The 24,184-nt window shown below is 43.1% G+C and carries 26 protein-coding genes and 1 pseudogene; 25 read left to right on the forward strand and 2 right to left on the reverse strand.

The genetic code is table 11. The features are described from left to right. The first annotated feature begins 54 nt into the window (after window positions 1–54). From JNUCC32_RS09695 to JNUCC32_RS09805, 23 genes and pseudogenes are all read left to right on the forward strand, one after another. Complete coding sequence (locus JNUCC32_RS09695) at window positions 55–1,731, forward strand: ABC transporter substrate-binding protein (protein WP_192571819.1); 1,677 nt, start codon at window positions 55–57, stop codon at window positions 1,729–1,731. Between the two features lie 197 nt (window positions 1,732–1,928). Continuing rightward, a pseudogene (locus JNUCC32_RS09700) lies at window positions 1,929–2,087 on the forward strand (IS3 family transposase); the annotation flags it as partial. Between the two features lie 80 nt (window positions 2,088–2,167). Then, window positions 2,168–2,845, forward strand: a complete 678-nt coding sequence (locus JNUCC32_RS09705; RefSeq protein ID WP_192571820.1) for a response regulator transcription factor — start codon at window positions 2,168–2,170, stop codon at window positions 2,843–2,845. Continuing rightward, a complete protein-coding gene (locus JNUCC32_RS09710) occupies window positions 2,842–3,852 on the forward strand; it encodes a HAMP domain-containing sensor histidine kinase (RefSeq protein ID WP_192571821.1) in 1,011 nt (336 codons plus the stop codon). The genes JNUCC32_RS09705 and JNUCC32_RS09710 overlap by 4 nt, the downstream gene beginning before the upstream one ends. A gap of 83 nt (window positions 3,853–3,935) precedes the next feature. Then, the gene (locus tag JNUCC32_RS09715) at window positions 3,936–4,658 is read left to right on the forward strand and encodes an ABC transporter ATP-binding protein (protein ID WP_323373656.1); all 723 of its coding nucleotides are present in this window, start codon (window positions 3,936–3,938) and stop codon (window positions 4,656–4,658) included. Then, window positions 4,655–5,404: an ABC transporter permease gene (locus tag JNUCC32_RS09720; protein ID WP_192571823.1), complete on the forward strand. Its 750-nt coding sequence runs from the start codon at window positions 4,655–4,657 to the stop codon at window positions 5,402–5,404. Before JNUCC32_RS09715 ends, JNUCC32_RS09720 begins: the two co-directional genes overlap by 4 nt. Beyond that, a complete protein-coding gene (locus tag JNUCC32_RS09725; protein ID WP_192571824.1) occupies window positions 5,401–6,159 on the forward strand; it encodes an ABC transporter permease in 759 nt (252 codons plus the stop codon). The genes JNUCC32_RS09720 and JNUCC32_RS09725 overlap by 4 nt, the downstream gene beginning before the upstream one ends. Before the next feature lie 407 nt (window positions 6,160–6,566). Then, window positions 6,567–7,241: a Type 1 glutamine amidotransferase-like domain-containing protein gene (locus JNUCC32_RS09730; protein WP_192571825.1), complete on the forward strand. Its 675-nt coding sequence runs from the start codon at window positions 6,567–6,569 to the stop codon at window positions 7,239–7,241. Between the two features lie 143 nt (window positions 7,242–7,384). Further along, window positions 7,385–7,858, forward strand: a complete 474-nt coding sequence (locus JNUCC32_RS09735; RefSeq protein ID WP_192571826.1) for a VOC family protein — start codon at window positions 7,385–7,387, stop codon at window positions 7,856–7,858. Window positions 7,859–8,062: 204 nt separating this feature from the next. Next, window positions 8,063–8,749 carry a TetR/AcrR family transcriptional regulator gene (locus tag JNUCC32_RS09740; RefSeq protein ID WP_192571827.1) on the forward strand — a complete coding sequence of 229 codons (687 nt, stop codon included), beginning with the start codon at window positions 8,063–8,065 and terminating at the stop codon, window positions 8,747–8,749. Between the two features lie 23 nt (window positions 8,750–8,772). Continuing rightward, window positions 8,773–9,528: a (S)-benzoin forming benzil reductase gene (locus JNUCC32_RS09745; RefSeq protein ID WP_192571828.1), complete on the forward strand. Its 756-nt coding sequence runs from the start codon at window positions 8,773–8,775 to the stop codon at window positions 9,526–9,528. 192 nt (window positions 9,529–9,720) lie between these two features. Beyond that, a complete protein-coding gene (locus JNUCC32_RS09750) occupies window positions 9,721–10,296 on the forward strand; it encodes a dihydrofolate reductase family protein (RefSeq protein WP_192572642.1) in 576 nt (191 codons plus the stop codon). A 322-nt stretch (window positions 10,297–10,618) separates the two neighbouring features. Continuing rightward, window positions 10,619–11,110: an NUDIX hydrolase gene (locus tag JNUCC32_RS09755; RefSeq protein WP_192571829.1), complete on the forward strand. Its 492-nt coding sequence runs from the start codon at window positions 10,619–10,621 to the stop codon at window positions 11,108–11,110. Window positions 11,111–11,146: 36 nt separating this feature from the next. Continuing rightward, the gene (locus tag JNUCC32_RS09760) at window positions 11,147–11,575 is read left to right on the forward strand and encodes a protein-tyrosine phosphatase family protein (RefSeq protein ID WP_192571830.1); all 429 of its coding nucleotides are present in this window, start codon (window positions 11,147–11,149) and stop codon (window positions 11,573–11,575) included. Between the two features lie 568 nt (window positions 11,576–12,143). Beyond that, complete coding sequence (locus tag JNUCC32_RS09765) at window positions 12,144–13,130, forward strand: ABC transporter substrate-binding protein (protein WP_192571831.1); 987 nt, start codon at window positions 12,144–12,146, stop codon at window positions 13,128–13,130. A 151-nt stretch (window positions 13,131–13,281) separates the two neighbouring features. Then, on the forward strand, window positions 13,282–14,871 hold the full coding sequence (locus tag JNUCC32_RS09770) for a helix-turn-helix domain-containing protein (protein WP_192571832.1): 1,590 nt from the start codon (window positions 13,282–13,284) through the stop codon (window positions 14,869–14,871). A gap of 167 nt (window positions 14,872–15,038) precedes the next feature. Continuing rightward, window positions 15,039–16,076: an NAD(P)/FAD-dependent oxidoreductase gene (locus JNUCC32_RS09775; RefSeq protein ID WP_192571833.1), complete on the forward strand. Its 1,038-nt coding sequence runs from the start codon at window positions 15,039–15,041 to the stop codon at window positions 16,074–16,076. A 591-nt stretch (window positions 16,077–16,667) separates the two neighbouring features. Next, complete coding sequence (locus tag JNUCC32_RS09780) at window positions 16,668–17,108, forward strand: DUF5946 family protein (protein ID WP_192571834.1); 441 nt, start codon at window positions 16,668–16,670, stop codon at window positions 17,106–17,108. Window positions 17,109–17,883: 775 nt separating this feature from the next. After that, window positions 17,884–18,522, forward strand: a complete 639-nt coding sequence (locus JNUCC32_RS09785; protein WP_192571835.1) for a hypothetical protein — start codon at window positions 17,884–17,886, stop codon at window positions 18,520–18,522. Between the two features lie 353 nt (window positions 18,523–18,875). Next, a complete protein-coding gene (locus tag JNUCC32_RS09790) occupies window positions 18,876–19,325 on the forward strand; it encodes a MarR family winged helix-turn-helix transcriptional regulator (RefSeq protein WP_192571836.1) in 450 nt (149 codons plus the stop codon). 14 nt (window positions 19,326–19,339) lie between these two features. Beyond that, the gene (locus JNUCC32_RS09795; RefSeq protein WP_430623456.1) at window positions 19,340–19,579 is read left to right on the forward strand and encodes a luciferase domain-containing protein; all 240 of its coding nucleotides are present in this window, start codon (window positions 19,340–19,342) and stop codon (window positions 19,577–19,579) included. A 76-nt stretch (window positions 19,580–19,655) separates the two neighbouring features. Then, complete coding sequence (locus JNUCC32_RS09800) at window positions 19,656–20,027, forward strand: VOC family protein (RefSeq protein WP_228468917.1); 372 nt, start codon at window positions 19,656–19,658, stop codon at window positions 20,025–20,027. A gap of 217 nt (window positions 20,028–20,244) precedes the next feature. Continuing rightward, complete coding sequence (locus tag JNUCC32_RS09805; RefSeq protein WP_228468918.1) at window positions 20,245–20,493, forward strand: EamA family transporter; 249 nt, start codon at window positions 20,245–20,247, stop codon at window positions 20,491–20,493. Here the strand turns inward: JNUCC32_RS09805 and JNUCC32_RS09810 are convergent. Further along, complete coding sequence (locus JNUCC32_RS09810; protein WP_192571837.1) at window positions 20,481–21,236, reverse strand: SDR family NAD(P)-dependent oxidoreductase; 756 nt, start codon at window positions 21,234–21,236, stop codon at window positions 20,481–20,483. The genes JNUCC32_RS09805 and JNUCC32_RS09810 overlap by 13 nt on opposite strands. A 232-nt stretch (window positions 21,237–21,468) precedes the next feature. Here JNUCC32_RS09810 and JNUCC32_RS09815 point away from each other — a divergent pair, with 232 nt between their 5' ends. Then, window positions 21,469–21,852 (forward strand): MerR family transcriptional regulator, encoded by a 384-nt coding sequence (locus JNUCC32_RS09815; RefSeq protein WP_192571838.1) that lies wholly within the window; start codon window positions 21,469–21,471, stop codon window positions 21,850–21,852. A gap of 577 nt (window positions 21,853–22,429) precedes the next feature. Here JNUCC32_RS09815 and JNUCC32_RS09820 read toward each other — a convergent pair. Further along, window positions 22,430–22,981, reverse strand: a complete 552-nt coding sequence (locus JNUCC32_RS09820) for a TetR/AcrR family transcriptional regulator (RefSeq protein WP_192571839.1) — start codon at window positions 22,979–22,981, stop codon at window positions 22,430–22,432. Window positions 22,982–23,129: 148 nt separating this feature from the next. Here JNUCC32_RS09820 and JNUCC32_RS09825 point away from each other — a divergent pair, with 148 nt between their 5' ends. Continuing rightward, entirely contained in the window at window positions 23,130–24,065 is a 936-nt protein-coding gene (locus JNUCC32_RS09825; RefSeq protein WP_192571840.1) for a ketopantoate reductase family protein, read from the forward strand. Window positions 24,066–24,184 lie beyond the last annotated feature (119 nt).

Raw genomic sequence — 24,184 nt, forward strand, 5'->3', positions numbered from 1 at the left:
CTGAAAATTTGTAGGGCGTGACAGGTTGAAAACAAATTGATGTGGGGGGTTACAATGAAAAAGAGACTTCATTTGATGGTTTTAATTATCCTTGTTTTTGCAATCACGGCCTCAGGATGCTCTTCTAACAAAGCGAATACACAGATTCCTGAAGAGCGTGAAGAAGCTGCTGTTGGGGAGACATTTCCTATTGTAAAAAACAAAACAAAGCTCAAATTTTTGGTTGTACAAAACCCGATGATCATCGATTACAAAAATAATGAATTTGTTAAATGGTACGAAGAGAAAACCAATATTGAGATCGAATGGGACGTCATTCCGTCTGATTCAGCCACGGAAAAGGTAAATCTGATATTAAACAGCGGTGATTTGCCGGATGCATTTTTTGGGGTTACTTTTAATGAGGAACAATATGCCGTGTCACAGCAGATGTTTTTGCCATTGGATGACATGATACCCACATATGCGCCAAACTTCGAAAAAGTTATGCAGAAGCATGATGGATTGAAAGGCATTATTACGGCCACAGATGGAAAGATATACGGCCTGCCTTCATGGAATGATTGTTATCATTGCAGCATGTCGAAGAAAGTTTGGATAAATAAACATTGGATGGAGCAGCTCGGGCTGGAAGAACCGAAAACTACGGAAGAATTTTATCAGGTATTAAAAGCGTTTAAAGAGAAGGATCCGAACGGCAATGGAAAGGCTGATGAAATTCCGTTTGCCGGAGCTGCAAGCGGTGGATGGAATACCGATCCAAACATATTTCTTATGAATGCGTTTACCTATAGCAGTGCGGATGACTTAAAACTCATAGTTAAGGACAGCAAAATAGAAACCATTGTGAATACACCGGAATACCGCGAAGGGCTGTCTTACATCCAAAGATTATATAAAGAAGGTTTGCTATATAATCCATCGTATACACAAAATAATGATCAATTGAGACAATTGGCAGCTAACCCGGATGCCGAAATTTTAGGAGCTTTCGTTTCAGGAGCCAATGTTAACATTATTGATGAGGCAACCGTTGGACCGGAACGATACAGACATTTTGTCGCGCTGGCGCCGCTGGAAGGTCCTAAAGGCGTTCGATATGCGACCCATTCGAAGTATGATGCAGCCATCCCCGGATCGTTTTATATTCCTGCTACAAGCAAAAATCCGGAAGCTGCGCTTCGGTGGGCCGACTATCTCTATACTTTTGAAGGAGCTATTACGAAGAAAGTAGGGCTGAAAGGAGTTGGATGGGAAGAGGCCAAACCGGGAGATGTAGGACTGAACGGAAAACCGGCTTTATCGAAAAGACTTATTCCTTATGCCGAGGAACCCCAAAACCATTCTTTGATGCACATCGGGGTCGATTATGCACCCGAGGAATTCCGGTTCGGCGAGGCGGTGGATCCGAATGTGGATCCCTTTACGGCTGAAGGGCTGGAAAAGTTGTTACGTGATGAAACGAAAAATAAATATGAACCGTATGTACCGAAAACCGATGCATTATCTGTTTTACCACCAATTAAATTCAAGGCGAATGAGAGTCAACAAATCCAGACAATATCCGTTGAACTAGCCAACTACGTAAAGGAATCAGCTGTTCGCTTTATAATGGGTGATTTAAATCTCGATGCAGATTGGAATAAATATGTTGAGAGTTTGAACAATATTGGGTTGGAACAATACTTGGAAACTTATCAGAAAGCTTACGATCGTCAGTACAAAGAATAGACGCAATTCTAACGGCAGTTCTCCAAAATCTTTTAATAAATGAGGACCCTAACTAACGGGAAGTGATCGTTGAATAAAGTAGAGCAGGCAGTTGGTCAGAGGGGACTGAACCCATAACGCGTGACAAATTAAAAACACCTTCAAGAGAATGCAACCATGTCGTAAGATATGGGGACAACTTTGGAGGTGTTTTTGCATTGGCAACAAGAGTCAGCAATCCAGTAGAAGTGAAAAAGAAAGCTATTGAAATGAGGTCGGATGGGATTCCAGTGAAAGAAGTCATGGACAAACTAAATATACGAAATAAGACACAAGTGGATACCTGGATGAGATGGTCCCCGTCTCACAAACGAGGGTCAGTCCCTGTCTTAACTGGAAATTTTTTTTTATAGTGTGTTAATCTGTAGTGGACTCCATTTAAAAAGAGGGATGTTACTTGAAAAGAAACGTATTATACATTGAAGATAACGAGAAAATAGGCAGTTGGGTAAAGGAAGAATTGGAACACCGAGGGTTTTCGGTTCAGTGGCTGCTAACTGGTGAAGGAGCCGAAAAAGAAGTCAATCAGCACGACATCGTTATATTGGATATCATGTTACCCGGTTTAGACGGATTTACTGTGGGAAGACGATTAAAGAAGACAGCTCCTGCTATTCCTATTTTGCTGTTAACTGCTCGAACATCGATAGATGATAAAGTAGATGGTTTGCAATTTGCTGATGACTACGTAACGAAACCATTCCATACGGATGAATTAGTTGCAAGAATAGAAGTATTAATCCGTCGTAGCGGTGGATCAACATCCGATCGAATTTCATTAGGAAATCAGATTGAAGTAGATCCGGAAGGTCAAATGATATTTGACAAACACACAGGAGAAGAAATTATTTTAACAGGGAAACAGCATCAAATCTTAATGTACTTCATACGTCACCCTAATCAAGTTTTAACAAAAGAACAAATTTATGAAGCTATTTGGGAAGAAGCTTATATAACAGGCGATAAAACACTGATGGTGCATATCCACCGGCTGCGTCAAAAGCTGGAACGTCATCCCGATTCCCCCGAGATTATTGAAACGTTGAAGGGTATAGGCTATCGGGTGAAACTATGAAGCAAAACAGATCATTATTTCGTCGTTTTCTAAAAGTACATTTTCTATTTATCTTTTTTCCTCCCATTATGATTATTTTCATCAGTGCGTTTTTTGGGGTTTCAGATATCCATGATAAAAATGTAAATACGTTAAATCTGTTTTACGTTACCGTACTAGTGCTTGGTTTTATTATTGTCGCATTTGTGATCTTATCTTGGCGCTTCTTCTTGAAACTTCAAAGACGTCTTGCCCGCTTGCAAGAAGTCATGTCATTTTCAGCTAAAAACAACTCGTTTCCTAAAACCATATCTGTTCAAAATGATCGTATGGATGAGATAGACCAGTTAGGAAGTTCTTTTAATTGGATGATTCAACAGCTTGAAGACAGTCGCAAACGAGAATATGAAGAGGAGTTATTACGACATCGACTCATTGCGAATTTATCTCACGACTTACGAACACCGCTTACCATTTTGAGAGGACATGTCACCCGTTTAAATAAAGAACCCATGAGTCAAGAAGGACAAAACTCGTTAACGGAGATCAACCATACGATTACAAGAGTCGGAGATCTGATGGATGATTTACTGTCCTATACATTGCTTACCTCGGGAAAACATCCTTTTGTGCCCGTTTCAACAGATATTGGACGTCTAGTAAGAGCATCTGTTGCTGCGTGGTACCCTGTATTTGAAGACAAAGAAATTCAGCTTGATGTTGATTTACCGGGAGAGGAGACTTTTTATTGGGAAGCAGATCCGAATTGGATGACACGGGTTTTGGATAATTTATTTCAGAATATTCTTCGCCATGCAGCAGAAGGGAAATATGCAAACATTGTGGTTGATGTAGAAAAAGAACAGATCATTATTGCAGACAAAGGTCCAGGTTTGGATAACTCTTCCCATGAGCATGGGGCAGGGATTGGTTTATCGACTTCAAATTATATGTTGAAAAAAATGAAGCTGAAAGCTGACTTTACCTCAAATGAAAATGGCACAAGAGTAGTTATTGGTAGAGCGTAACCCAAAGGTAACCCGGAAGTAAACACCATGATAACCGTGATGTAACTTTGCTACTTTATAATGAGAGCCATAACAGAAAGGGAGTGTTATGGTTGCTTGAAATTAATAACTTAGTCAAACATCGCGGATCTCAAGAAATCTTATCGGGTATCAGTTTTAAAGCGAGACCTGGCAGAGTGACTGGTTTTTTAGGTCCAAATGGGGCAGGTAAAAGCTCAACGATTCGCATCCTGCTTGGATTAGATCGCGCCACATCAGGGAGTGCACTCATAAATGGCAAGCCATTCTCAGAGTTAGATAATCCCTTAGTAACAATAGGTGCTGCACTTGATGGATCTGGGGCCCATCGTATGCGAACAGGGCGGGCACACTTGCGCTGGATTGCTCGTGCCGCAGGATTGTCTAACTCACGTGTCGAGGAAGTTTTGGAAATCGTAGGTCTTACTAATGCAGCTGACAAAAGAGTGGGAAAATATTCGCTTGGTATGGGGAGAAGACTTGGAATGGCCGCTGCGCTGCTGGGTGATCCCGCGATATTGGTTCTAGATGAACCCGTAAATGGGCTCGACCCGGAAGGAATTCGTTGGATCCGGACATTTTTACGCAAACGGGCTGAGTCTGGCAACACGGTGTTACTATCCAGTCATCTAATAGGAGAGCTTGCAGAGACAGTCGATGATGTGGTTATTATTAAGCAAGGAACAATCGTTGCAGATGGAACGTTGGACGAAGTAATAGGTAACCATTCCACGCTGGAGAAAGCTTTTTTTGCCCGGACATCTGATCATGCTGGTGGTGTTGTATGAGAGCATTCAACGCGGAACTATCTAAATTGTTCTCCCTGCCGGGCATTTGGCTTGCCTTTCTTGTTGGAGCATTTTCTCCTGCGGTCATAGCCGCCTTAGACAGTATAGCTCAAAAAGAGGAGATTATAGCTGGAGTGAGCACACGGCTTTTGGAAGTTGGCTATATTGGACTAGCCCTTGGTGTACAAGGTGTCATCATCCTTGGTGTGCTTGCTGTCAGCAGCGAGTATTTGACAGAGAGCAGTGAATCTGGCGGAGGACAACAGATTACAACAAGTTTAACGGTTGTTTCATCAAGGCTTCAATTTTTGCTGGCAAAAGCAGGCGCTGTGACAGTAATCAGTATACTGCTTTGTATTGTTGCTATCATGACAACTGTGTCAGCCACGCATCTTGTTCTTGGTGAGTATTCCCCAGCATTTGAATGGTCGAAGCTGCTCGGTGCAGTTTGTTACTGGACATTCACTGCTCTATTAGCATTCGGGATTACTGTACTAACTAAGAATGGCACGATTCCGCTTGCTGTGCTCATCATAAATACATCCGTTGTTTCATTTAGTTTCCTGCTTTCTAAAGTTACAAAGTTAGCGTTATACCTACCGGATCGGGCTGGCCTTGAAATGTTTATGTTTCTGAGCGACAGATTCCTCACCCCGTTCATAGGCGGCATAGTCATGTCTGCCTGGGTAGTCGTTCTTTTCATTGCTGCAGCTATCGTATTCCATAGGAGGGACGTTGCTGCATGAGTGTCCCTTCTATTAGAAAGATAACACAAATCCTTCGTGCTGAACTGGATAAATTAGCTACATTACCATTGATATGGCTCACTCTTATGGGTACATTCATTCTTAATTTAGGATTAGCCGCAGCTTTTACTTCTATAGGTTTACAAGGAGCAATAGGGACGCAAAAAATACTGAATATAGGTTTTGCTTCGATGGGTTATCTTCAAGCAGGATTCATTATTCTTGGGATCCTAGCTACTTGTTCAGAGTATATCGGTGGACAGATTCGAACTACGTTAGCTGCGATGCCTTGTCGTGGGATTCAATTATCCATGAAGCATTTGGCATTGGCAATCATAACGGTTCCCGCGGCCTTTATTATCGCTGCATCCGGTGTACTATATACTTATTTGATGATGAAAGACACAGCAGCAGCGATTGATATAGATACCATGGTAGAAGCATTAGCAGGTGCAACAGGCTATCTGACACTAACCTCACTTCTCAGTGCAGCTATAGGTGCTTTATTAAGACGAACCACTCCTGCTTTAGTGGTGCTGCTTGGTTATTATTTCGTTGTCAGTCCATTATCGAGAAATCTTCTGCCTAGTATTAAAATGTATTTTCCGGATACTGCAGGATATTATATGTATATGCCGCCTTCCTCTGATGTAATAAATGTCCTTTCACCAATGCAAGGGACAGGGATTTCAATGATATGGACACTGATTTTTATTACGGCAGCTATTGTATTTTACCGTAAACGAGATGCTTGAGTGTAAGTTTCAGCCATTCAAAAATATAACGCTAGTGATTTTTTAGAAAATTTCTGAAAAAGTACGATGGTCTATATGATAGATGTGACGGAGTACAAAAACAAAGTCTCATTGAGAGTCTCATTGAAAGTTGTAGATGGACAAGAACCTAGACCCATAGAAAGTCGCTAATTTAGCGGCTTTTTTGTTTTATCGGGACAAGTTCTTGTTAGAACACGATGACAAGAACTTGATAACATTCCCGATATGATTTGATCGACGGCGACACGCCCTTATATTGAACTAACGGGCAGATTAGATTAGCAATCTGTAAGAAACAATCCGCACGGAAATGTACTATATTATAGTTTATGTAGCCCCCTAAAGTCTAAAGAATAAACGACAACCGCAAACAAAGGAGTGAAGTTATGAAATTATTGCTCACATCTGCCGGCATTAATAACAAAAGCATACACAATGCGCTAGTTGACATGCTGGGCAAGCCGATCGCCGACTGCAATGCCCTGTGTATTCCCACCGCGATGTACGGACACCCCTGGGTAGGCCCCGGCGTCAAAGCCTGGCAATTCATCAGCGGGAATTCCGAGAATCCCATGGTCGACCTAGGCTGGAAGTCTGTCGGCGTGCTGGAGCTCACAGCGCTGCCAAGCATCGACAAAGACCGCTGGGTGCCGCTAGTAAGGGAGACGGACGTCCTGCTGGTTTCGGGCGGCGACGCCCTCTACCTGTGCCACTGGATGCGGCAGTCCGGACTTGCAGACCTCTTACCGTCTCTGCAGGCAGTTTATGTGGGACTGAGTGCCGGGAGTATGGTGATGGCACCTAACATCGGGGAATTCTTCGTTGGCTGGACTCCACCCACTGGCGGCGATGACGCGCTGAGTCTGGTTGATTTTGCAATATTTCCGCATCTGGATCACGAAATGCTGCCGAGAAACACCATGGCTGATGCAGAGAGATGGGCCGCCGGGATGCAAGGGCCAGCGTATGCGATTGATGATCAGACCGCGATCAAAGTGATCGACGGAACGGTTGAAGTTGTCTCCGAAGGGAATTGGAAACGTTTTTCGCCCCTCCTATAGGAAGAGTGGAGAAGTGCACAATGGAGAAAAGATTGCCTCATTGTCCTCTAGTATTTCTCCAAGCTACACCAGAGGAAAAACATCGCATTTAACCTTGTTTTGATAAAAGGCTAGAATAAGAATGAACAAAGGGATGATAAGCTATGCGGGCAAATGAGGAATTCAAACTGGAAGAAAGGCTGGAAGACATTACGGGAGTTACTTGTATTTACGTACCGGTAAGTGATGTTTATGAGTCTATTAAATGGTATCAAAAGAATTTAGGGTACCAACCTGCAAACATCGATCATGTTGAGCCTGGGATGGTCATGGCTGTTTTGAATATTCCCGATCGGAATGGAAACCTGCCTTCGCCTGGTTTAAGGCAAGTTGTACCCGCTCTGTTCCTTCACAAATCAGACGAAGAGGGCGGGCGATTACGCTTTTCATGGTCATTGGACAACGGCAAGCCCTACGCAATTGCATGTTTTATTACACCACGGATCGAAGAGCTATTTGAACGTTTTAAGAAAAACGGAGTGAATATTTTAGGAGAACGGGTCACAAGCGGACCAAACATAACGTTTGCTGACCCTGACGGCAACATATGGGAAGTTTGGCAGCCTTTAATCGATTAATCAGATCAATTTCGCTAACGGAAGCTGAATAAAGAAGAGGAGGCAGCCGGTCAGAGCGATCGGTTGTTTTTTTAAAATGTCGAGGGACAAGAATATGGACCATTGAAGTCGCTATTTTAGCGGCTTTTTTATTATATCGGTATAATTTTTTTGCACATGCCTTGGTACAAGAACTTGTACCGATTACCGATTAGATAGATTTATTTGAATATTTTTGAACGATCGGTCGTTAAATTATTGACAATGCATTATGATAATCCTTATAATGGCATTAATTCAGATGAAGGGAGCCTGAAGGTTATCAAGAAAAGAGAGATAACATCAAGTCATATCGTCCAAGCGGCATATGAGCTGTTTGCAGAGCATGGGATAGAGAGAACGAGTTTAGGCTTGATTTCTAAAAAAGTAGGCATAACGAAATCCTCCATATACTATCATTTTGCAACAAAGGAAGAGTTGATTAGCCGAACATTTGATTATATTTTTAGGGATCATTATTTTGCTGCTTACTTTAACGCTGAATCCGTTAATAAAGACAATTTCGTAGAAACGATAATTCGGGGCGGTTTAAATATGCTGCCAAGCGATGATGAAGAGTATCGTTCAACATTAAGAGTGCTCAGTGAGTTCACGATGCTAGCCGAGCGTGATGAGCAATTTAGAGCTCCCTTATTGAAAGTTCAACAAGATTTTATCAACGGTTTCTGTGATTTATTGTCAAAAGGCAGTGATCTGGGTCTAGTTGAACCTACAAAAATCGAAGTCAGTGCTAAAATTCTTGCCCTTCTTATTGATAATTTGTCTAGATGTAAGATGATGAAGATGGATTTGGAGTATCAGATGATTTGGGAAGAAACGGTTAATAGAATTATTATTCGAGAAAATACATAGTTAACTTATAAGGAGGGATCCGGTTGAAACATATATTGATAACAGGTACATCAAGAGGTATTGGTGAATCGTTGGCTAATCAATTAATCGATAAGAACCATCACCTTATATGCATTTCTAGAACTACGAACCAACGGATTATCGATCTAGCCCAGGATAGGGACTGCAGAATTGATTATTTTAATTTTGATTTAACAAACATTGGCGAGATTGATCAACTTTTTGAGGACATCTTCCGTCAAATTGAGCTTTATTCCAACGATGAAGCGATCTATCTTATCAATAATGCTGCCATGTTGACTCCAGTGAGCCCAATTGAACGGATAGAAACGGATAAAATAATTGAGAACATCCATTTAAATCTATTAGCACCAATGATAATAACAGCTAACTATCTTAAACGTACCCAAGATATGAATGTGGACAAAAGAATTTTAAACATATCCTCAGCATCCGCAAAATATTTATTACCCTCACAAAGCTGTTACAGCACTGCAAAAGCTGGCCTTGACTCATTTACCAAAAGTATAGACATTGAGCAAAAGCTCGTGACATATCCAGCAAAAGTAGTCGCTGTTTATCCAGGTATGATCGATACCCATTTACAATCGGAAATTCGATCCGTAAGTAATGATCTTTTCCCATATGTTAATGAGTTCATTCGATTTTCTGAGGAAGGGAAGCTACAAACGCCTGAATACACTGCGCACAAATTAATTGAGATTCTGCTAAGCGAAGATTTTGGTAAGAATGTTGTTATAGAAACCATGGATCAATAAAGGCGAGTGAAGAAAACCTGCGAGACAGGTCGTTTATGGGTGTGATTTGATAGAAGAAGGAGAGGCATTCCAGCGCTTCTCCTTTTCTAAGAACCCATTTGTGATTAGCAATCCGTAAGAAACGACTCAAGCTGAGTTGTCCTATAATGTAGTTAATGTAAGAGATCCCTCATGAACAAAGGAGAACTGAAAATGAGAAAACTCGTTCTATTTTTGCACGCATCGCTTGACGGTTTTGTAGAAGGGCCGAACGGTGAAATGGACATTGGCTGGGTTGCTTACGATGCTGATTTGGAGAAGCACGCGAAAGAAATTCTGAGTACTGCCGACACTGTCATCTGGGGACGTGGAACTTATCAGATGATGCACAGTTACTGGCCATCTGTGCCCTCGAACCCATCAGCTTCGCAGCATGAACTTAATCATGCCGAGTGGATCGAAAAGACAGCCAAAATCGTTTTTTCCACGACGCTGGAGAAAGTCGAATGGAACAATTCCAGACTGGTGAAAGAAGATGTCGAGGAAGAGATCAAAAACCTCAAACAGCAGCCAGGCAAGGATATGGTCATCCTCGGCAGTCCTAGGTTCGCACACTACCTTATGCAGCTTGATTTAATAGATGAGTATAAAATTACGGTTTCTCCCGTCCTGATCGGCAGCGGGTTGCCGTTATTCCAAGGTCTCAAGGAGAAGGTCAATCTTAAACTTATCGAAAACAAGACATTTGATTCTGGAGCCATAGGCCTCGTTTACCAGACGGTTCGATGACTCTGTCTCCAAGAGTAGATTACGCTAACGGGACACGATATATCTCAATGAAGACATTGAAGAGCTGGCTTGTTATTCAGACACGTGTCAAGAGACAAGAACATGATGAATTTGAAAGTCGCAATCTATGCGGCTTTTTTGTTTGAAGAATAATTCCCAATATGATTTCATCGACAGCGGCAGACGCCCTGTTATTAAACTAACGGGCAGGATAGTCCAATCGTTTCGTGAGTACCTTAAAGCATATAAATTTATGAAAGCAGGGAAGTACAAGAAACACGTGGAATAAATATACAAATTATCGGTATTAGGAGGTTGAGAAATGTCGTTTCCGGCACATATTGTATCGGCAGGCGGAATTGTAGAAGATGGAATTGGAAATATCCTGTTAGTAAAAGCCCACGACGACGGTTGGGTATATCCTGGTGGAATAACTGAAGTTGGAGAAAACCTGATTGATGGCGTGATCCGTGAAATTAAAGAGGAAAGTGGAATAGACGCCATTGTTAGCCATTTAATTAGTGTTGTTTCGAATACAGCGGTCCATAAGTGGTATGACGGTGAAACTGATGTTCCTACGAAGGTCATGTTTGATTTCGTGTGCAAAGCTGTGGGTGGAGAGTTAGCTGAATCGACTGAAGAATCTAGCGAATGCAGGTGGGTTCCAAAGGAGAATGTTCTGGATTTGATCACTTTACCCGCAATCCGCATGCGTTATGAAGCTTATTTGAACTTTAACGGCTCTGTGAATTATATGGAGTACGTCACTGCGACAACGTCAGAATGCAATGTTAAGCTTCGAAGGAGTGTTTAGTTGTAGGTGTTCTTAAATCCTTAGGAGGGTGACACAATGAATGATACTTGGAACCCCGAATCGCCAGGTGTGTTGCGCCTTCCTTCAGGTCGACTCGTCCGCGGCCGAGCACTCAGACGTCCACTTCCCCAAGGGCATCAGCCCACTTTTGCACTCTACCTGCTCGGACGACAACCAGCGCCCGTTGCTTGGGAAAGCCGCTGGATTCCTTGGCCGGACTTCTGGTTGCCAACAAACAAGGCTGCAGCCGCTGATGCACTTCGGGAAGCATGGTCTCGGGCTGAAGTTGAACGGGTTGAGATCGCCTGTGGGGGAGGGATTGGGCGAACGGGTACGGCACTAGCTTGTCTCGCTGTGATTGATGGATTACCAAATTATGAAGCTGTCGACTATATTCGGCTGCAATACAGTCCACGAGCTGTTGAGACGCCTTGGCAACGCCGCTTTGTCTCTCGTTTCAAATAGGAAGGGCCCTATAGGTGGAGGATAACGCCAGAGAGCCCTGCAAAAGCCATGCTTCTGTATACACAAAGGCTTTAAACTGGAATATGGTGCTGAAGCTAAGAATGTTGTCGAGTCCCATTAAAAGTCGCTATTGCAGCGGCTTTTTTGTTTTATAGGTACAAGATGTCCCGTGCCAAGGACATGACAATGTTTAATGATTCTAATAGCCATAACCTGTGAGGTTTTGTAAGATACGACTTAGTGCCTGAACCTATGTGTTTCAAGGTTACCGCTTCCGTATTTATAACACAGAAAGCCACGAGGTCTGCTTGGTTCATTAGCAATATTGGAGGGTTTAGAAGACATTTCATCATAGTCTGTGACCCGGTAGAGGGTCATGAATGTTTCATTGCTATTCGTTAGTAGGAAGTCACGAGTTTGTATAAAGCCTGTCGTAGAGAATGTATATTGAGCATGTAAACCAATTTGGTGTAAAATCTACTCAAGCAAAATGATAATGATTATCATTATTAACAATAAACGAATTGTTTTGCTACAAAACATAAAACTTATGGGAGTGAATTAAATCATGGTAAGATCGGGATTTATGAAAACAGGATGGATATCACTTATAACGGCAGCAATGATTACGGTGACAGGCTGCGGCTCGACAGGCGGTACTACCGATCAGCCTGGACAGGCAACCGCAGCGCCAAGCGAAGCTCCGCCTCAGACGGAAACGCGCGTCGTAACCGATGGCTTCGGAGAGGTAGAGATTCCGGCAAATCCAAAGCGAATCTCAGCTCTTTATCGTGAAGATTATTTGGTTGCGCTTGGGGTAACTCCTATTGTGCAATATTATAACCCGATGTGGGGCAAGCAGGATTATTTGAAGCTGGAAGTACCGTTGTTCGACGTGACCGGCAGCATCGAAGCTTTGCTTGTGTCCGAACCGGACTTGATCATCGGCGCCGGAGAGGTTGATGCAGCACAATACGAGCTCTATTCCAAGGTTGCACCGACGTTCCGCTTGCCGGATGACGTACTAGCGGATTCGCGCAAAACATTGACCTTAATCGCCGAATTGCTTGGTCTCAGCGACAAGGCGGAGCAGGTTCTTGCCGATTACGAAGCCCGTATTGTCGACGTGAAGACGAAGCTGAACGCGGCGATCGGCGATGAAAAGCTTGTTGTTCTGCGGATGAACGTTGTAGACAAATCGATTAATATTTTCGGCATTCATAACACGTTTGTCGGACAAATCTTGTATGAGGATCTTGGTTTGAAGGCACCGGGGCTCGCCGAGGCGATGACGGAGGGCAATATCGTCTTGTCGAAAGAGGTCATTCCGGAGCTTGACGCGGACCATATTATTTTGCTTCCGTCCAACGGAACGTGGGAGGAAGAGAGCAACGCGAAAGCGCTTGAGGAAATGAAGGCAGATCCGCTATGGCAGACCGTTCCTGCATTTAAGAACGGCCATGTATATCCCGTAGAGAGATCGTTTTGGCAGACGGGAGCCATTACGGCCAACGGATTGAAGATGGATGATTTACTTCGACTGCTGGCTTCTTAGCAGGACATAAGCGTGATTAAGTTCATTGGCAGGGCTCATCGCCATAATTGAGAAAGAGCCGCTTTTCAACGATGGTTGATGGGCGGCTCTTTTTGATTTACACTATGTTCATTGAGAATGAATATCAATTAAAAAGGGGTTGATAGTAACGATGGATATTGATCAGCGCAAACAAGCTGGGACTGCCCCTTTAGTCCATTATGTGCTGCGATCAATCCGCTTGATCGTTGCGGGCGAGCAAGTAGAAATGAGTGATTTGGACGGCAGCGATAGAAACGATAAGGAAAGCTTTGAACTGCTCATTATAATGAGCGGGACGGGACAAGGAAAATGCTATTTGCAGGGTCCTGGGAGATCTTTATCTATTGATCAAGAGATTATGAACTGCAGCTATTACCGTGTGTGCTTCGTAACGAGCGGATATGATGCAGCTTCGAGCTTGCTGCCGGATAAGCAAGAGCTTGCCTGCGCACCTTTCGCGAAGACGATGGAGCTGCTTGATGAGATATATGGACTCCGCGGGGCGAGCGACGAACTCGAGCTGTTCCAACGATTTGTAAGATTTCAAGAACTGCTGCTTTTTCTATTCCGTCAAAATGCTCCTGCAGCCGAGGATAAGGGAACGGATATCGAGCGGCATGGGATAGAGCTCAGCATACGTCATATTCATCAGTATTACCGTGAGATTCTGACCGTGGAGGAGTTAGCCTCCCTCGCAGCCATTGATCGCTGGAAGTATACTCGTCTGTTCAAAGAGGCTACGGGTCAAGTACCGCTTCAGTACTTGAATGAAGTACGGATTAATGAAGCTAAGAAGTGGCTGGCAAGCACCGATGACAAGCTGCTCGATATTGCACTGAATGCAGGTTTCAACAATGAATATTATTTCAATCGTCGTTTCAAGCAGACGGTAGGCATATCGCCCGGACAATACCGTCGCAGCCGCAAGGAAAAGCTTAGAGTAGTAGCGCCGTATTTGGAGGATTTCTTGGTCGCGCTGGATATGCAGCCTATCGCCCAGTACTGGCATGCGAAATGGGGCAAGCAAGACTATCTAGGCTTAAACCATATACCGACGTTCGACGAGAACGGCGGCAACTTTGACGCGCTTTCCGGTTATAGGCCGGATTTGATATTGCTTATGGATCGTTATGAGCAACAGCAATATTCTCAGTGCCGACGCATATCCAACATATGCATCCTGCGTGAGCAGACCAATAATTGGCGTACGCTGCTGCGTACCGTCGCTGATTATTTCGGTCGGACAGAGTTGGCCGAAGATGCTATCGCAAAGTATGATTTCAAAGCACGGAGTGCGAGTCATACGCTGAGTCAGGTTATAAAAGGTGAAACGGTCGCTTTTTTGCGTATCTCGGCGGACCACATCATTCAATATACGGAAGAAGGGCAAGGCTTTGTTTCGACTGTTCTCTATGGAGATGTTGGCTTGCGTTCCCACTCCGCAGTAGGTGTAGCTTCAAAAACGAATAGGCCGGGCATGTTCAATCTCTCTGTAGAGGACCTACGCACGTTAACCGCGGATCATCTGTTCATTACTTTCGATAAGTGGCATAGCCAGGCAGAAGGAAAGGAGAGGGAACTGCTAGAGCAGCCGGAGTGGCGTGAGCTGCCCGCTGTACGAAATAACCACGTTTACGAGGTTGATTTTCTAACTTGGATGAATAACGGAATTATTTCCAACGGTAAAAAAATCGATGATATACTGCGTTCTTTAGCTTGATTCGGTTTTCCTTGCCACTGAAAAGTCTGCATTCTCCATTTTGTATTTTGTATAAAGCAACCGTCGATTTTGTCCATTGTTATTATCACCTGGCTGAAGCTACAATTATATTGATAATGATTATCACAGCATGAACTTTACATGAGCCGGCTTGAGGAGGATATCAATTGACTGAGCAGCTTGAATTATACGATGTGACGATTATCGGCGGTGGTCCTGCGGGAATGTATACTGCCTTTTATAGTGGAATGCGCGATTTGAAGACAAAGCTAATAGAAGTGAAAGACGAGCTCGGCGGGCGGATGCTTATTTATCCCGAGAAAATGATTTGGGATGTTGGCGGGGTTCCGCCGATCCTATGCGAGAAGTTAATCGCCCAATTGTCGGAGCAGGCGAAGACGTTCGACCCGACCATTGTATTCGGCCAGCACATCATCGGACTGGAGAAAAAAGCGGATTCGACGTATATTCTGAAGGCGGCAACGGGGGAGAAGCACTGGACTCGCACGGTCATTCTGGCTATCGGCCGCGGCATTCTGCGAATGGCGAAGCTGGAGCTGGAAGGGGCTGAGCACTATGAGGTGTCCAATCTTCACTATACCGTGCAAGAACTAGAGCCTTTTAGGGGGAAACGAGTACTTATTTCGGGTGGGGGAAACTCCGCTGTCGATTGGGCGAACGAGCTGGTTCCCATCGCTGCTGAGGTTACAGTCGTACATAGGCGCGACCGCTTCGGCGGACATGAAAAAAACATTGTTCGAATGAAGGAGTCTTCTGCCGATGTGCATACGCCATATGAAGTCACGCAGTTATACAGCGGCAACGGAAAGACGATTGAACGGGTGACGATTACCCATACCGAATCAGGGGACTCGCGCGAGATAGAAATAGACGAGGTTATCGTCAACCACGGGCTGAAGTCTGATTTTACAGGTATATCTGATTGGGGACTGGATATGGACGAATGGAACATATTCGTCAGCCCGAGACTTGAGACGAACTTGCCGGGCATTTTCGGGGCTGGCGACTTCGCCAATTACGAAAGCAAGCTTAACCTCATTGCAGGAGCGTTCACGGATGCGGCCTTAGCGCTTAACAGCGCCAAACGGTACTTGGATCCCGAGGCGCCGAGAATGGCTTATGTATCGTCGCATAACGAGAGGTTTAAAGAACGGAACAAAGCGCTTGGCGTATCCGATAAATAGCAGGGTCTGCTATCATTAGGGCGGACGGGAAATCTATCCTACCTTTATAGGGTGCATGAGAGTTTGCACTGGAGTGGGATTGGTGTCCGCAACTATATCGATTTTGCCCGAATCATTTAATCGAACAAGTTCTTGTCCTCCGGCAGATAATCGCTTATTGTGTTGAGGAACAAGAACATAGTCCCATTGGAAGTCGCTATTAGCGACTTTTTTGTTTTATCTATCGGTACAAGTCCCAAGGCGAGGAGTAGAACTTGTACCGATTGCCGAGAACACTATAACAAATAATACAAACCCTACATAGATAATTTGAGTTCACTAGATATTGACTCTACCTTAAGGTTATGGTTTATGATTTAAATGAAAGAGGAGATTTAGATTTATACGACAGGTTATGTAGAGCGAGAAACGGGCATTTCTGAAAGAATAATAGCTTACTATAATGGTTTAGGTCTCCTCTCACTAAAGAAGAAGCATGGGAAAATGGTGGTCACAGATGAATAGATACGTGATTTAAATAGTTAAGTCCAAAGGTACGCTAAGAACAAGAATATAAAATAGACTGTAACTATTACATAGGAGGAAATCATATTGAATTCTTGTGTTAAATGTGGCGCCAAGCTGTCGAAGGAGAATACATGCGAATCGATATTCAATGAATTTATGGCACTTGAATTCACCGATCCTAGCTATGGGCAGGTGCACTTTCTAACTGTTGCCTCGTACATGGTTCAACATGAAGGCTACAGCGATGAAATGTATGTATGGGTGCAAACCGCTTTGCGGAAGCATCTGGAGGAAGGATATCCTACGGAGTCGATACGTCAAGATATGGCAAGTGGACCAGGAAGCACGAAGGGTATTCGAAGGCCGATGAATGCAATACCGCTACCTAAGATAGCTTGGACCATGACAATCGCCGATGTTGCCTCTCGAATGCGTGACTCCGATAGTTATTGTAAGCTTGTAGAGCAGTGGGGGCGTACTACACTGAGAGAAATGGGCCCGTTGGTTATGAAAAGTAATGATTAAACTAACGGGAAACGTTAGCAGCACCATGACAAAAGGCTGTTGAGTTGATGTCGGGGGAGAAGAATATTGTCCCATAGAAAGTCGCTAATTTAGCGGCTTCTTGTTTTATCAGTACAAGTTCTTGTCTCTATTCGAAGACAAGAACTTGTACCGAATGCCATAAAGGACAAGAATATGTGCCGATTACCGATTAGTTGAGCACGTCTACGACAAATATATTCTTGAAGAGGAATACTTGCGAGGTATGAAAACATCCTTTTGAAATGAAAAACCGAACAGTAAGCACGTTTTGCTATCTCGTGTTCATCACTCCTCTTTCTCAAGATTCTGTTCGATGTAATCTAATCCTCCATTCAAGTTTTCGAGCATATTCATCCAACGACCTCCGTCATCAAAAGAATAGCACCCCCTTTTTCGAAGGGGCATTTTCCTTTTCAGGAGAGGTGTAAATGAGAATGCAAAGATGATGGAATGATTCTTATTACGAACTCGGTGATGAGCTATTGAGTTTAATAAATAACTAAAACGCGGCTGCCAGCTTATTCCGGCAGCCGCGTTGCGCTTACGAGGAGTTAAGGTAGTTTTGTGTTACAGACATCCTGGTTCTCAGGAGTTACTGACGTCAGCGCCGATGACAAATACTAAGTCACGGAATTGAAGGATGGAGGAAATAGATTTTAAGTTCTTGTCAACTAGAACTCATGCTGTTTGATTTGCATAATATGCCATGGTGGTTATCCAACCAATTTTCATTCAAAAGGATCCACGGGAAAGGATGATTAAATTGGTCAGGGGAACAGTTATCGTAAGGATTAACAGATCGGTTCCGAATAACGTCGTTTTTGTAGACGGATGTGCTCAAGGCGGCAGTTCACTACTTCAAATTCCTAATGGAATCTCTGCGATATTCCAAAGAAGATTAGTAAGAAAACGTGTCACCATAAATGCCGAAGCCGGACAAAACTGTCCAGGAGAACAGTTTAACAATTTTTTGGATGTCAGTCCGGCAACCGCAAGAATGTTTGGACTGGTTAATCGCCGATTTTTGTATACGCTGGAATTTGACCCAAATACGAATGTTCTAACCATAAGTCTTAGAAGAACTCAAACCATCGCTCCTTTCGGCATTGAACAAGTCGATGTTAATAGAGACAATGTATTTTTGGCTGCTGGACTCACTAGCAACGCACTCAATTTGCCGCCAGACAATACTGTGATAACGGTAAGAAGGGCCGGCAAAGAAAAGAAAATGAAGGTTCGACTTTTCGCAGAGGGTGAAGCGGGATTTAGTGATGGGTTTGAAACGAGTCGTAGGACTGCAGCATTTTTTGGCTTCACATCCGGCAGGAGGTTTGTTCTGAGCTTTAATCAAATCACTAGAGTGCTGGAAATTCGAAGTGTAGGCGGAAAATAGCAGGTTGAACCAACCCTACAAGCAGAGAGCCTTCAAGCAGTTGCGCTTCCTTTTGCGAGCTAAACGTGGTAGTTTCGGATTGCTTCTTTTAAATAGATAAATATGAACATTCAATCAACGGGAAACGTTAGTCCAACAACGTAAGAGTGGCTGTTCTATGCGAACGGCTGCTTTTTCTTTAAGCTAACAGGAAACGATAAATCAATAAATTACAAAGAGAAATAATACTGCAGGGAACCCCAAGTTGCGGTAACTATTATGGTGGAATTTTACATAAAAATAGTTGCAATAACATCCTATATGGCTTATTATGAAATTAGTTGCAATAACATTCTATTCAAGGAGAGAGTAAATTGAGCGAGCATTGGAGACAACCTGAAAAGGGCGAAACGGAATCGCACGGCCAATACATCTCAGCCATCTATCGCCACATGCAGATATTGATCTCAGCCGAGCTGGCGCCATATCGAATCGGAAGCGGACAGTATATATTTCTGATGGCGATTGCTTTTCAGCAGCCAATTACGCAGAAGGCGTTAAGCAAGAAGTTGCTCATCGACAAGACGACTACCGCCAAGGCGATAACCAAGCTGGAAGCAGAAGGATACGTGCGGAGGGAAGCCGATCCCGCCGATAACCGTTATCAGCTGCTCTATTTGACAGAATTGGGACGTGAAGTGGTTCCGAAGGTACAGGAGGCGCTGGACCGCGTTAAGAACAAAACCCGGAAGGGCATTACCGATGAGGAGTATGACTTGTTTGTAGACCTGCTTAAAATTGTGCTTCGGAATCTGAGCGAGTAGTAGGAGATGAAGAAATGAGTGGGAACGGAGGGGCAGGCTTGAGCGAAGAGCTGTTGACATGGTCTGGGGTTACTATGCGCCCTCATCGGTTCGGGGGGTTAGAATTTAAGTTGAACGGCAATGAAATTGGGCATCTTCACGGAAACCGATTGTTTGACCTGCTCATCCCGAAAACGGAACGCGATCGATGGATTGAAGAAGGGAACGCAAGGCCGCATCATATCCCGATTTGGGCTGGGTATCCGTTTATTTAATTACCGAGCAAGATGTTGCACATGCCATTGAAATCGCACGTTCTAAATATGATCAAATAAAATTAGGAGGATGTAAATGATGATAGCAAATCCGTTCATCGTACTGGAAAATTGCAAAGACGAAATCAAGTATTATCAAAGCGTGTTTGGTGGTGAGATTGCCATTCTTCGCAAGCAAGGAGAAGAGGTGCTTAACGCGGACCTGCATGTAGAGGGGGTAACCCTTAAGTTTGCTGATACTCAAGCGGCAAAGCCGGTAATGAAAGGCGATTACGTGAGAGTTTTCTTAAGAATCGAGACAGAGGAGGCGTTCCAGAGGATCTACGGAGAATTTGCGGCAGGAGGGATTATTAACTCGGAAGCATATGAGGCTCCGTTTAACGGACTGTTGGCTATCGTTACCGACCGAAACGGCGTGTGCTGGGTGCTGTCCTATTATCGAACTTAATGCTGAGAAGTCGAGAAGCGGAGTCGTCCTATTGTGCGACTCGTAGACTCTTTAGGAGCTGGAACAAGTATTGTTTCCTGTCGAGGGACAAGAACATAGTCCCGTAGAAAGTCGCTAAATTAGCGGCTTTTTTTGTTTTATCGGTACAAGTTCTTGTCCCGAGTAAGAACTTGTACCGATTACCGTAATGCACAAGAATTTCAAATGTCAGCCCCGGATGTTTCTCCCCAATGATTCGCAATATATTCGTCAAGAATTGCGCAGAGGCGAAGCCGGCAAAATCGGATCGTTTAATTTTCTGGTCCCTCTCATTGCGATCGTGATCAGCGTTCTCTTATTGGGAGAAACGATTACGACCAAGATGGGGGTGGGACTTATTCTTACCCAATATGGTCGTATTCGTTCGGAGACAGCCCCAGTATCACGGATTGTCTTTGCTGCTATTACTTGCGATCAGATGTTCTGACCACCCGAGACTTCGATTCTCTGCGCATTAACCCAGCGATTGTCGGATCCAAGCAGGTTGGCGACTACAGGACCAATGTCCTCAGGTACGCCGACTCGACCAAGGGCAGTCATCGAGGCAAACGTGTCATTATAAGCAGGTATGTCGCGTACAGAACCTCCTAGAAAATCGGTTTCGATTGCTCCAGGTGCAATGGTATTAGCGGTAATGCCTCGGTGACCAAGTTCTTTGGCCATATAGATGGTTAGAATCTCGACCGCGCCCTTTGCAGCGGAATAGGCAGAGAAGCCAGGATAAGAAACGCGAGTGAGTCCCGATGAGAAGTTCAAGATACGACCACCATCTGCAAGAAGCGGCAGAAGAGCCTGGGTCAAGAAAAATACGCCTTTGACATGCACATTAAACAGGCCGTCGAACTGAGCTTCTGTAGTTTCGGCATAGTCTATCATTTCTCCGTGGCCGGCATTATTCACCAAATGATCGAAAGTGGTACGATCCCAAGTTGACCGCAGGGTCGAACGTACTGTCTCAACAAAGGCCGCAAAGCTGGCAATATTTCCAACATCAAGTTGTAATGCCACTGCTTTACGACCCAAAGATTCGATCTCAGAAACAACAGACTTTGCTTCTTCTGCTTGGCTACGATAGGTCAAGATGACATCACCGCCATGACGGGCAATACTGATGGCAGTATTGCGACCAAGTCCACGGCTACCACCAGTGACGATTGAGATATTATTCATTGTAACTTCATCCTTCCAGAGCTCATTTTTAATTACGTTGTTATCATAGATTATAAAGTTCACTTTAAGTCAAGACTTTTCCACTGAAAAAAAAGTGTATAATGAAACAGTGAAATATTTGATTTAATCCTATCTTCCTTCTTCTTTCACAGCATAAATTTGGATTATTTAATTGGATATGCCAAAAAATCAGTTAAAGTTTACTTTAATTAGGAGGCGATGAGTTTTATTTATGTTGACTATAAGGAAAGTGACTGAATTGACAGGAATAGCGGCTCCCACACTTCGATATTACGAAAAGGAGGGGCTGCTTCCACATGTGAAGAGAAATGAAAATGGGAAGCGGTTATATGACGAAAATGATTTAAGCTGGATTCACTTCGTTACTGCGCTTAGAGCAACAGGAATGCCGATTGCCCAAATTCAGAAGTATGTCTACTTGTATAAAGAAGGGGATTCGACGATTTCGGAACGAAAAATGATGATGCTCCATCATAAAAAAGAAATTGAGAAAAGCATAAGAGAGCTATATCTTAATTTGGATAAAATAAACTATAAACTTGCTCTATATGATGTAATAGAATCTCAGATTGAACGAACTAACATCAAAATTTGATTATGCCCTAATACAAAGTCGCTGATTAGCGACTTTGTATTTTTGTATAATTTCATCCGAAAAATCGGTCAAATTTAATGAACTTCGACGATGTTACAAATACGGAACGATTCCAAATTGCGCGGGAGCCCCGACAACCGTTTCATGGCATCGAGTAGGACGTACGGATGCGCACATCGGTTTTTTTAAGATAAGGAGAGGACGAGAGGAACATGAATGTGGAAGTGTATAAGTTAAATGCTTTTGCGAGGGGCCGTTGCGGTAAACCAGCAGGCGTTGTCTTGGAGGATGGCCTTTCGGACCGGTATAAATGCAAAGGAATTTAATGTTCCTCAAGAAATTTAATGTTCCTTCGGTTATGTTGAAAAAGCCGACCATTCAAAGAATTAATGGAGGCAGTCGAGAAATGTTCGAGACACTGAATCATGCGATTACAGCGAATCAACTGCATCCGGTCATCGATCGTGTGTTTCCCTTTGGGTTTTGGAAAAATTGCGATTAAGCTATAGTTAGTCAGGCTGTCTTATGCGCGTTTTTTATAGTTATACAACATATGGATTCGGTTTGAATGACAGGCTCATTCTTTAAAATAGGGCGTAATCCCTCTTGAATATAGGTTCTCCACTAACTTGAAAAATTCTTCTGACGATAAGTCGTTTTGACGCTGGAGCCAAAGACGAAATAGAGAAAGGGAAGTTGTGAGGTAAAACTCAATGAAGTATGGCGTTAAGGAATGGTTTTGCGGAACGTTTAATTCTAATTGATCCAAAGTGATTTCTTTTTTTAAGCGTTTTAAAAAACGGGTACTTCCATAATCACCCAAAAGGGCATTAAGGATCAGGAGATGTTCTCTTTTATCCAGACAATAGAGCGTATCTTGAACCGTATGCATCGATAGCTCTTTATTCGCCAATTCTTTTTTCATGTCATTTAATAAGTCATTTTCAACAGAGTCTAACAATTCGTAAATGTCAGTAAAGTATTGATAAAAGGTGCTGCGGTTATATCCTGACTTATTCGCAATTTCCTGTACCGAAATCTTTTCAATCGGCTTTTGGCTATATAACTCACAAAAAACTTCTATAAACGTTTGTCTTGTTTTCTCCGTTATTTGAGGTTGCTTTTTCATGATACCCTCCTACTAGCCAATAAAAATATCATCCGACAAATTCTAAAATACTGATGGTTGATCAAGGAATAATAAAGATTTATGATCACATCATACAACATGTTGTCTGATAATCCAAAGGAAATGTTAATAAGTAGGGGTGGTTTTCATGTCAGCAAAACAAGACAGAATTTTAATTTTTGGTGCAGGTGTCATCGGGAGCATGTACGCAATGAAGCTTATTGAAGCAGGGTTTGACGTTACGCTGTTTGCACATTCTAAAAGATTTAAATCATTAAGCGAAAATGGCCTGCAGTATACAGAAAAAGGTTCAGTTAAATCTATACAAGTGAAGGTCATTGATTCGCTCGAAAATGACGATATATACGATTTTATTTTCGTCACCGTTCGTTATGATCGGTCCGAATCAGCGTTGTTAGCGCTAAAAGATAATCAAAGCAAACATATAGTTACGATGACTAGTAATTCAATTGGGTTTTCTTCGTGGCTGGATATTGTAGGGGATCGACTTTTACCTGCTTTTCCCGGCTTCGGCGGACAGATTAAAGATGGAGTATTGCATGCTCGATTTCTACCAAAGATTATAGCGGCAACTGCATTTGGAGAAATGAATGGTGAAGTGACTGAACGCATCGAAAAACTCGCAAAATTATTTAAAACAGCAAAGCTTCCCTACGTTATTAAAAAGGATATGCAAGCGTATCTCATCACGCATTCCGTATCAGATATTGCCATGTTGAGCGTTTTGCAGTCTGAAAATAAGATAATTGACAAAAAAAGAATCGGAACCAGAAAGACGGCACGCCAAATAACAATCACTTTAAAAGCGTATCTATTGGCAATACAAAAAGCTGGCGTTTCAATTGATCCACCCATGCTTAAAATGGTGCTTAAATTTCCAAACTTATTTTTGGATCTTTTCTTTATGACATGGCTACGAACTAAAATGGTTAGGGATATGATGTTGCCGGATTATGCGAATAATGCGAATAATGAGATTGTGCAGCTGAGTCATGATTTAATGAAATTTTTAAATCAAAATGATGTCAAATCGGAAATACATCTTCAGTCATATTTTTGTTAAAAGTATTATGGTGATGTTTGATTTATTTTCCATTAAATCCTTCAATTTCACAGAACAATAAGCGGATGCCCGCATAAACGGAGGTACAAAGCTAAACTTGCTGCAGGCATTAAGCTAAC

Origin of the sequence: Paenibacillus sp. JNUCC32 (assembly GCF_014863545.1) — a bacterium.
In the GTDB taxonomy this organism is placed as follows: Bacteria; Bacillota; Bacilli; order Paenibacillales; family Paenibacillaceae; genus Paenibacillus_AQ; species Paenibacillus_AQ lautus_A.

Coding starts and splice junctions, on each gene's coding strand:
- JNUCC32_RS09695 (WP_192571819.1), top strand. CDS start 55: ATGAAAAAGAGACTTCATTTGATGGTTTTAATTATCCTTGTTTTTGCA.
- JNUCC32_RS09710 (WP_192571821.1), top strand. CDS start 2,842: ATGAAGCAAAACAGATCATTATTTCGTCGTTTTCTAAAAGTACATTTT.
- JNUCC32_RS09720 (WP_192571823.1), top strand. CDS start 4,655: ATGAGAGCATTCAACGCGGAACTATCTAAATTGTTCTCCCTGCCGGGC.
- JNUCC32_RS09725 (WP_192571824.1), top strand. CDS start 5,401: ATGAGTGTCCCTTCTATTAGAAAGATAACACAAATCCTTCGTGCTGAA.
- JNUCC32_RS09730 (WP_192571825.1), top strand. CDS start 6,567: ATGAAATTATTGCTCACATCTGCCGGCATTAATAACAAAAGCATACAC.
- JNUCC32_RS09735 (WP_192571826.1), top strand. CDS start 7,385: ATGCGGGCAAATGAGGAATTCAAACTGGAAGAAAGGCTGGAAGACATT.
- JNUCC32_RS09750 (WP_192572642.1), top strand. CDS start 9,721: ATGAGAAAACTCGTTCTATTTTTGCACGCATCGCTTGACGGTTTTGTA.
- JNUCC32_RS09755 (WP_192571829.1), top strand. CDS start 10,619: ATGTCGTTTCCGGCACATATTGTATCGGCAGGCGGAATTGTAGAAGAT.
- JNUCC32_RS09760 (WP_192571830.1), top strand. CDS start 11,147: ATGAATGATACTTGGAACCCCGAATCGCCAGGTGTGTTGCGCCTTCCT.
- JNUCC32_RS09765 (WP_192571831.1), top strand. CDS start 12,144: ATGGTAAGATCGGGATTTATGAAAACAGGATGGATATCACTTATAACG.
- JNUCC32_RS09770 (WP_192571832.1), top strand. CDS start 13,282: ATGGATATTGATCAGCGCAAACAAGCTGGGACTGCCCCTTTAGTCCAT.
- JNUCC32_RS09785 (WP_192571835.1), top strand. CDS start 17,884: ATGATTAAATTGGTCAGGGGAACAGTTATCGTAAGGATTAACAGATCG.
- JNUCC32_RS09795 (WP_430623456.1), top strand. CDS start 19,340: ATGAGTGGGAACGGAGGGGCAGGCTTGAGCGAAGAGCTGTTGACATGG.
- JNUCC32_RS09800 (WP_228468917.1), top strand. CDS start 19,656: ATGATGATAGCAAATCCGTTCATCGTACTGGAAAATTGCAAAGACGAA.
- JNUCC32_RS09805 (WP_228468918.1), top strand. CDS start 20,245: ATGTTTCTCCCCAATGATTCGCAATATATTCGTCAAGAATTGCGCAGA.
- JNUCC32_RS09810 (WP_192571837.1), bottom strand. CDS start 21,236: ATGAATAATATCTCAATCGTCACTGGTGGTAGCCGTGGACTTGGTCGC.
- JNUCC32_RS09815 (WP_192571838.1), top strand. CDS start 21,469: ATGTTGACTATAAGGAAAGTGACTGAATTGACAGGAATAGCGGCTCCC.
- JNUCC32_RS09820 (WP_192571839.1), bottom strand. CDS start 22,981: ATGAAAAAGCAACCTCAAATAACGGAGAAAACAAGACAAACGTTTATA.
- JNUCC32_RS09825 (WP_192571840.1), top strand. CDS start 23,130: ATGTCAGCAAAACAAGACAGAATTTTAATTTTTGGTGCAGGTGTCATC.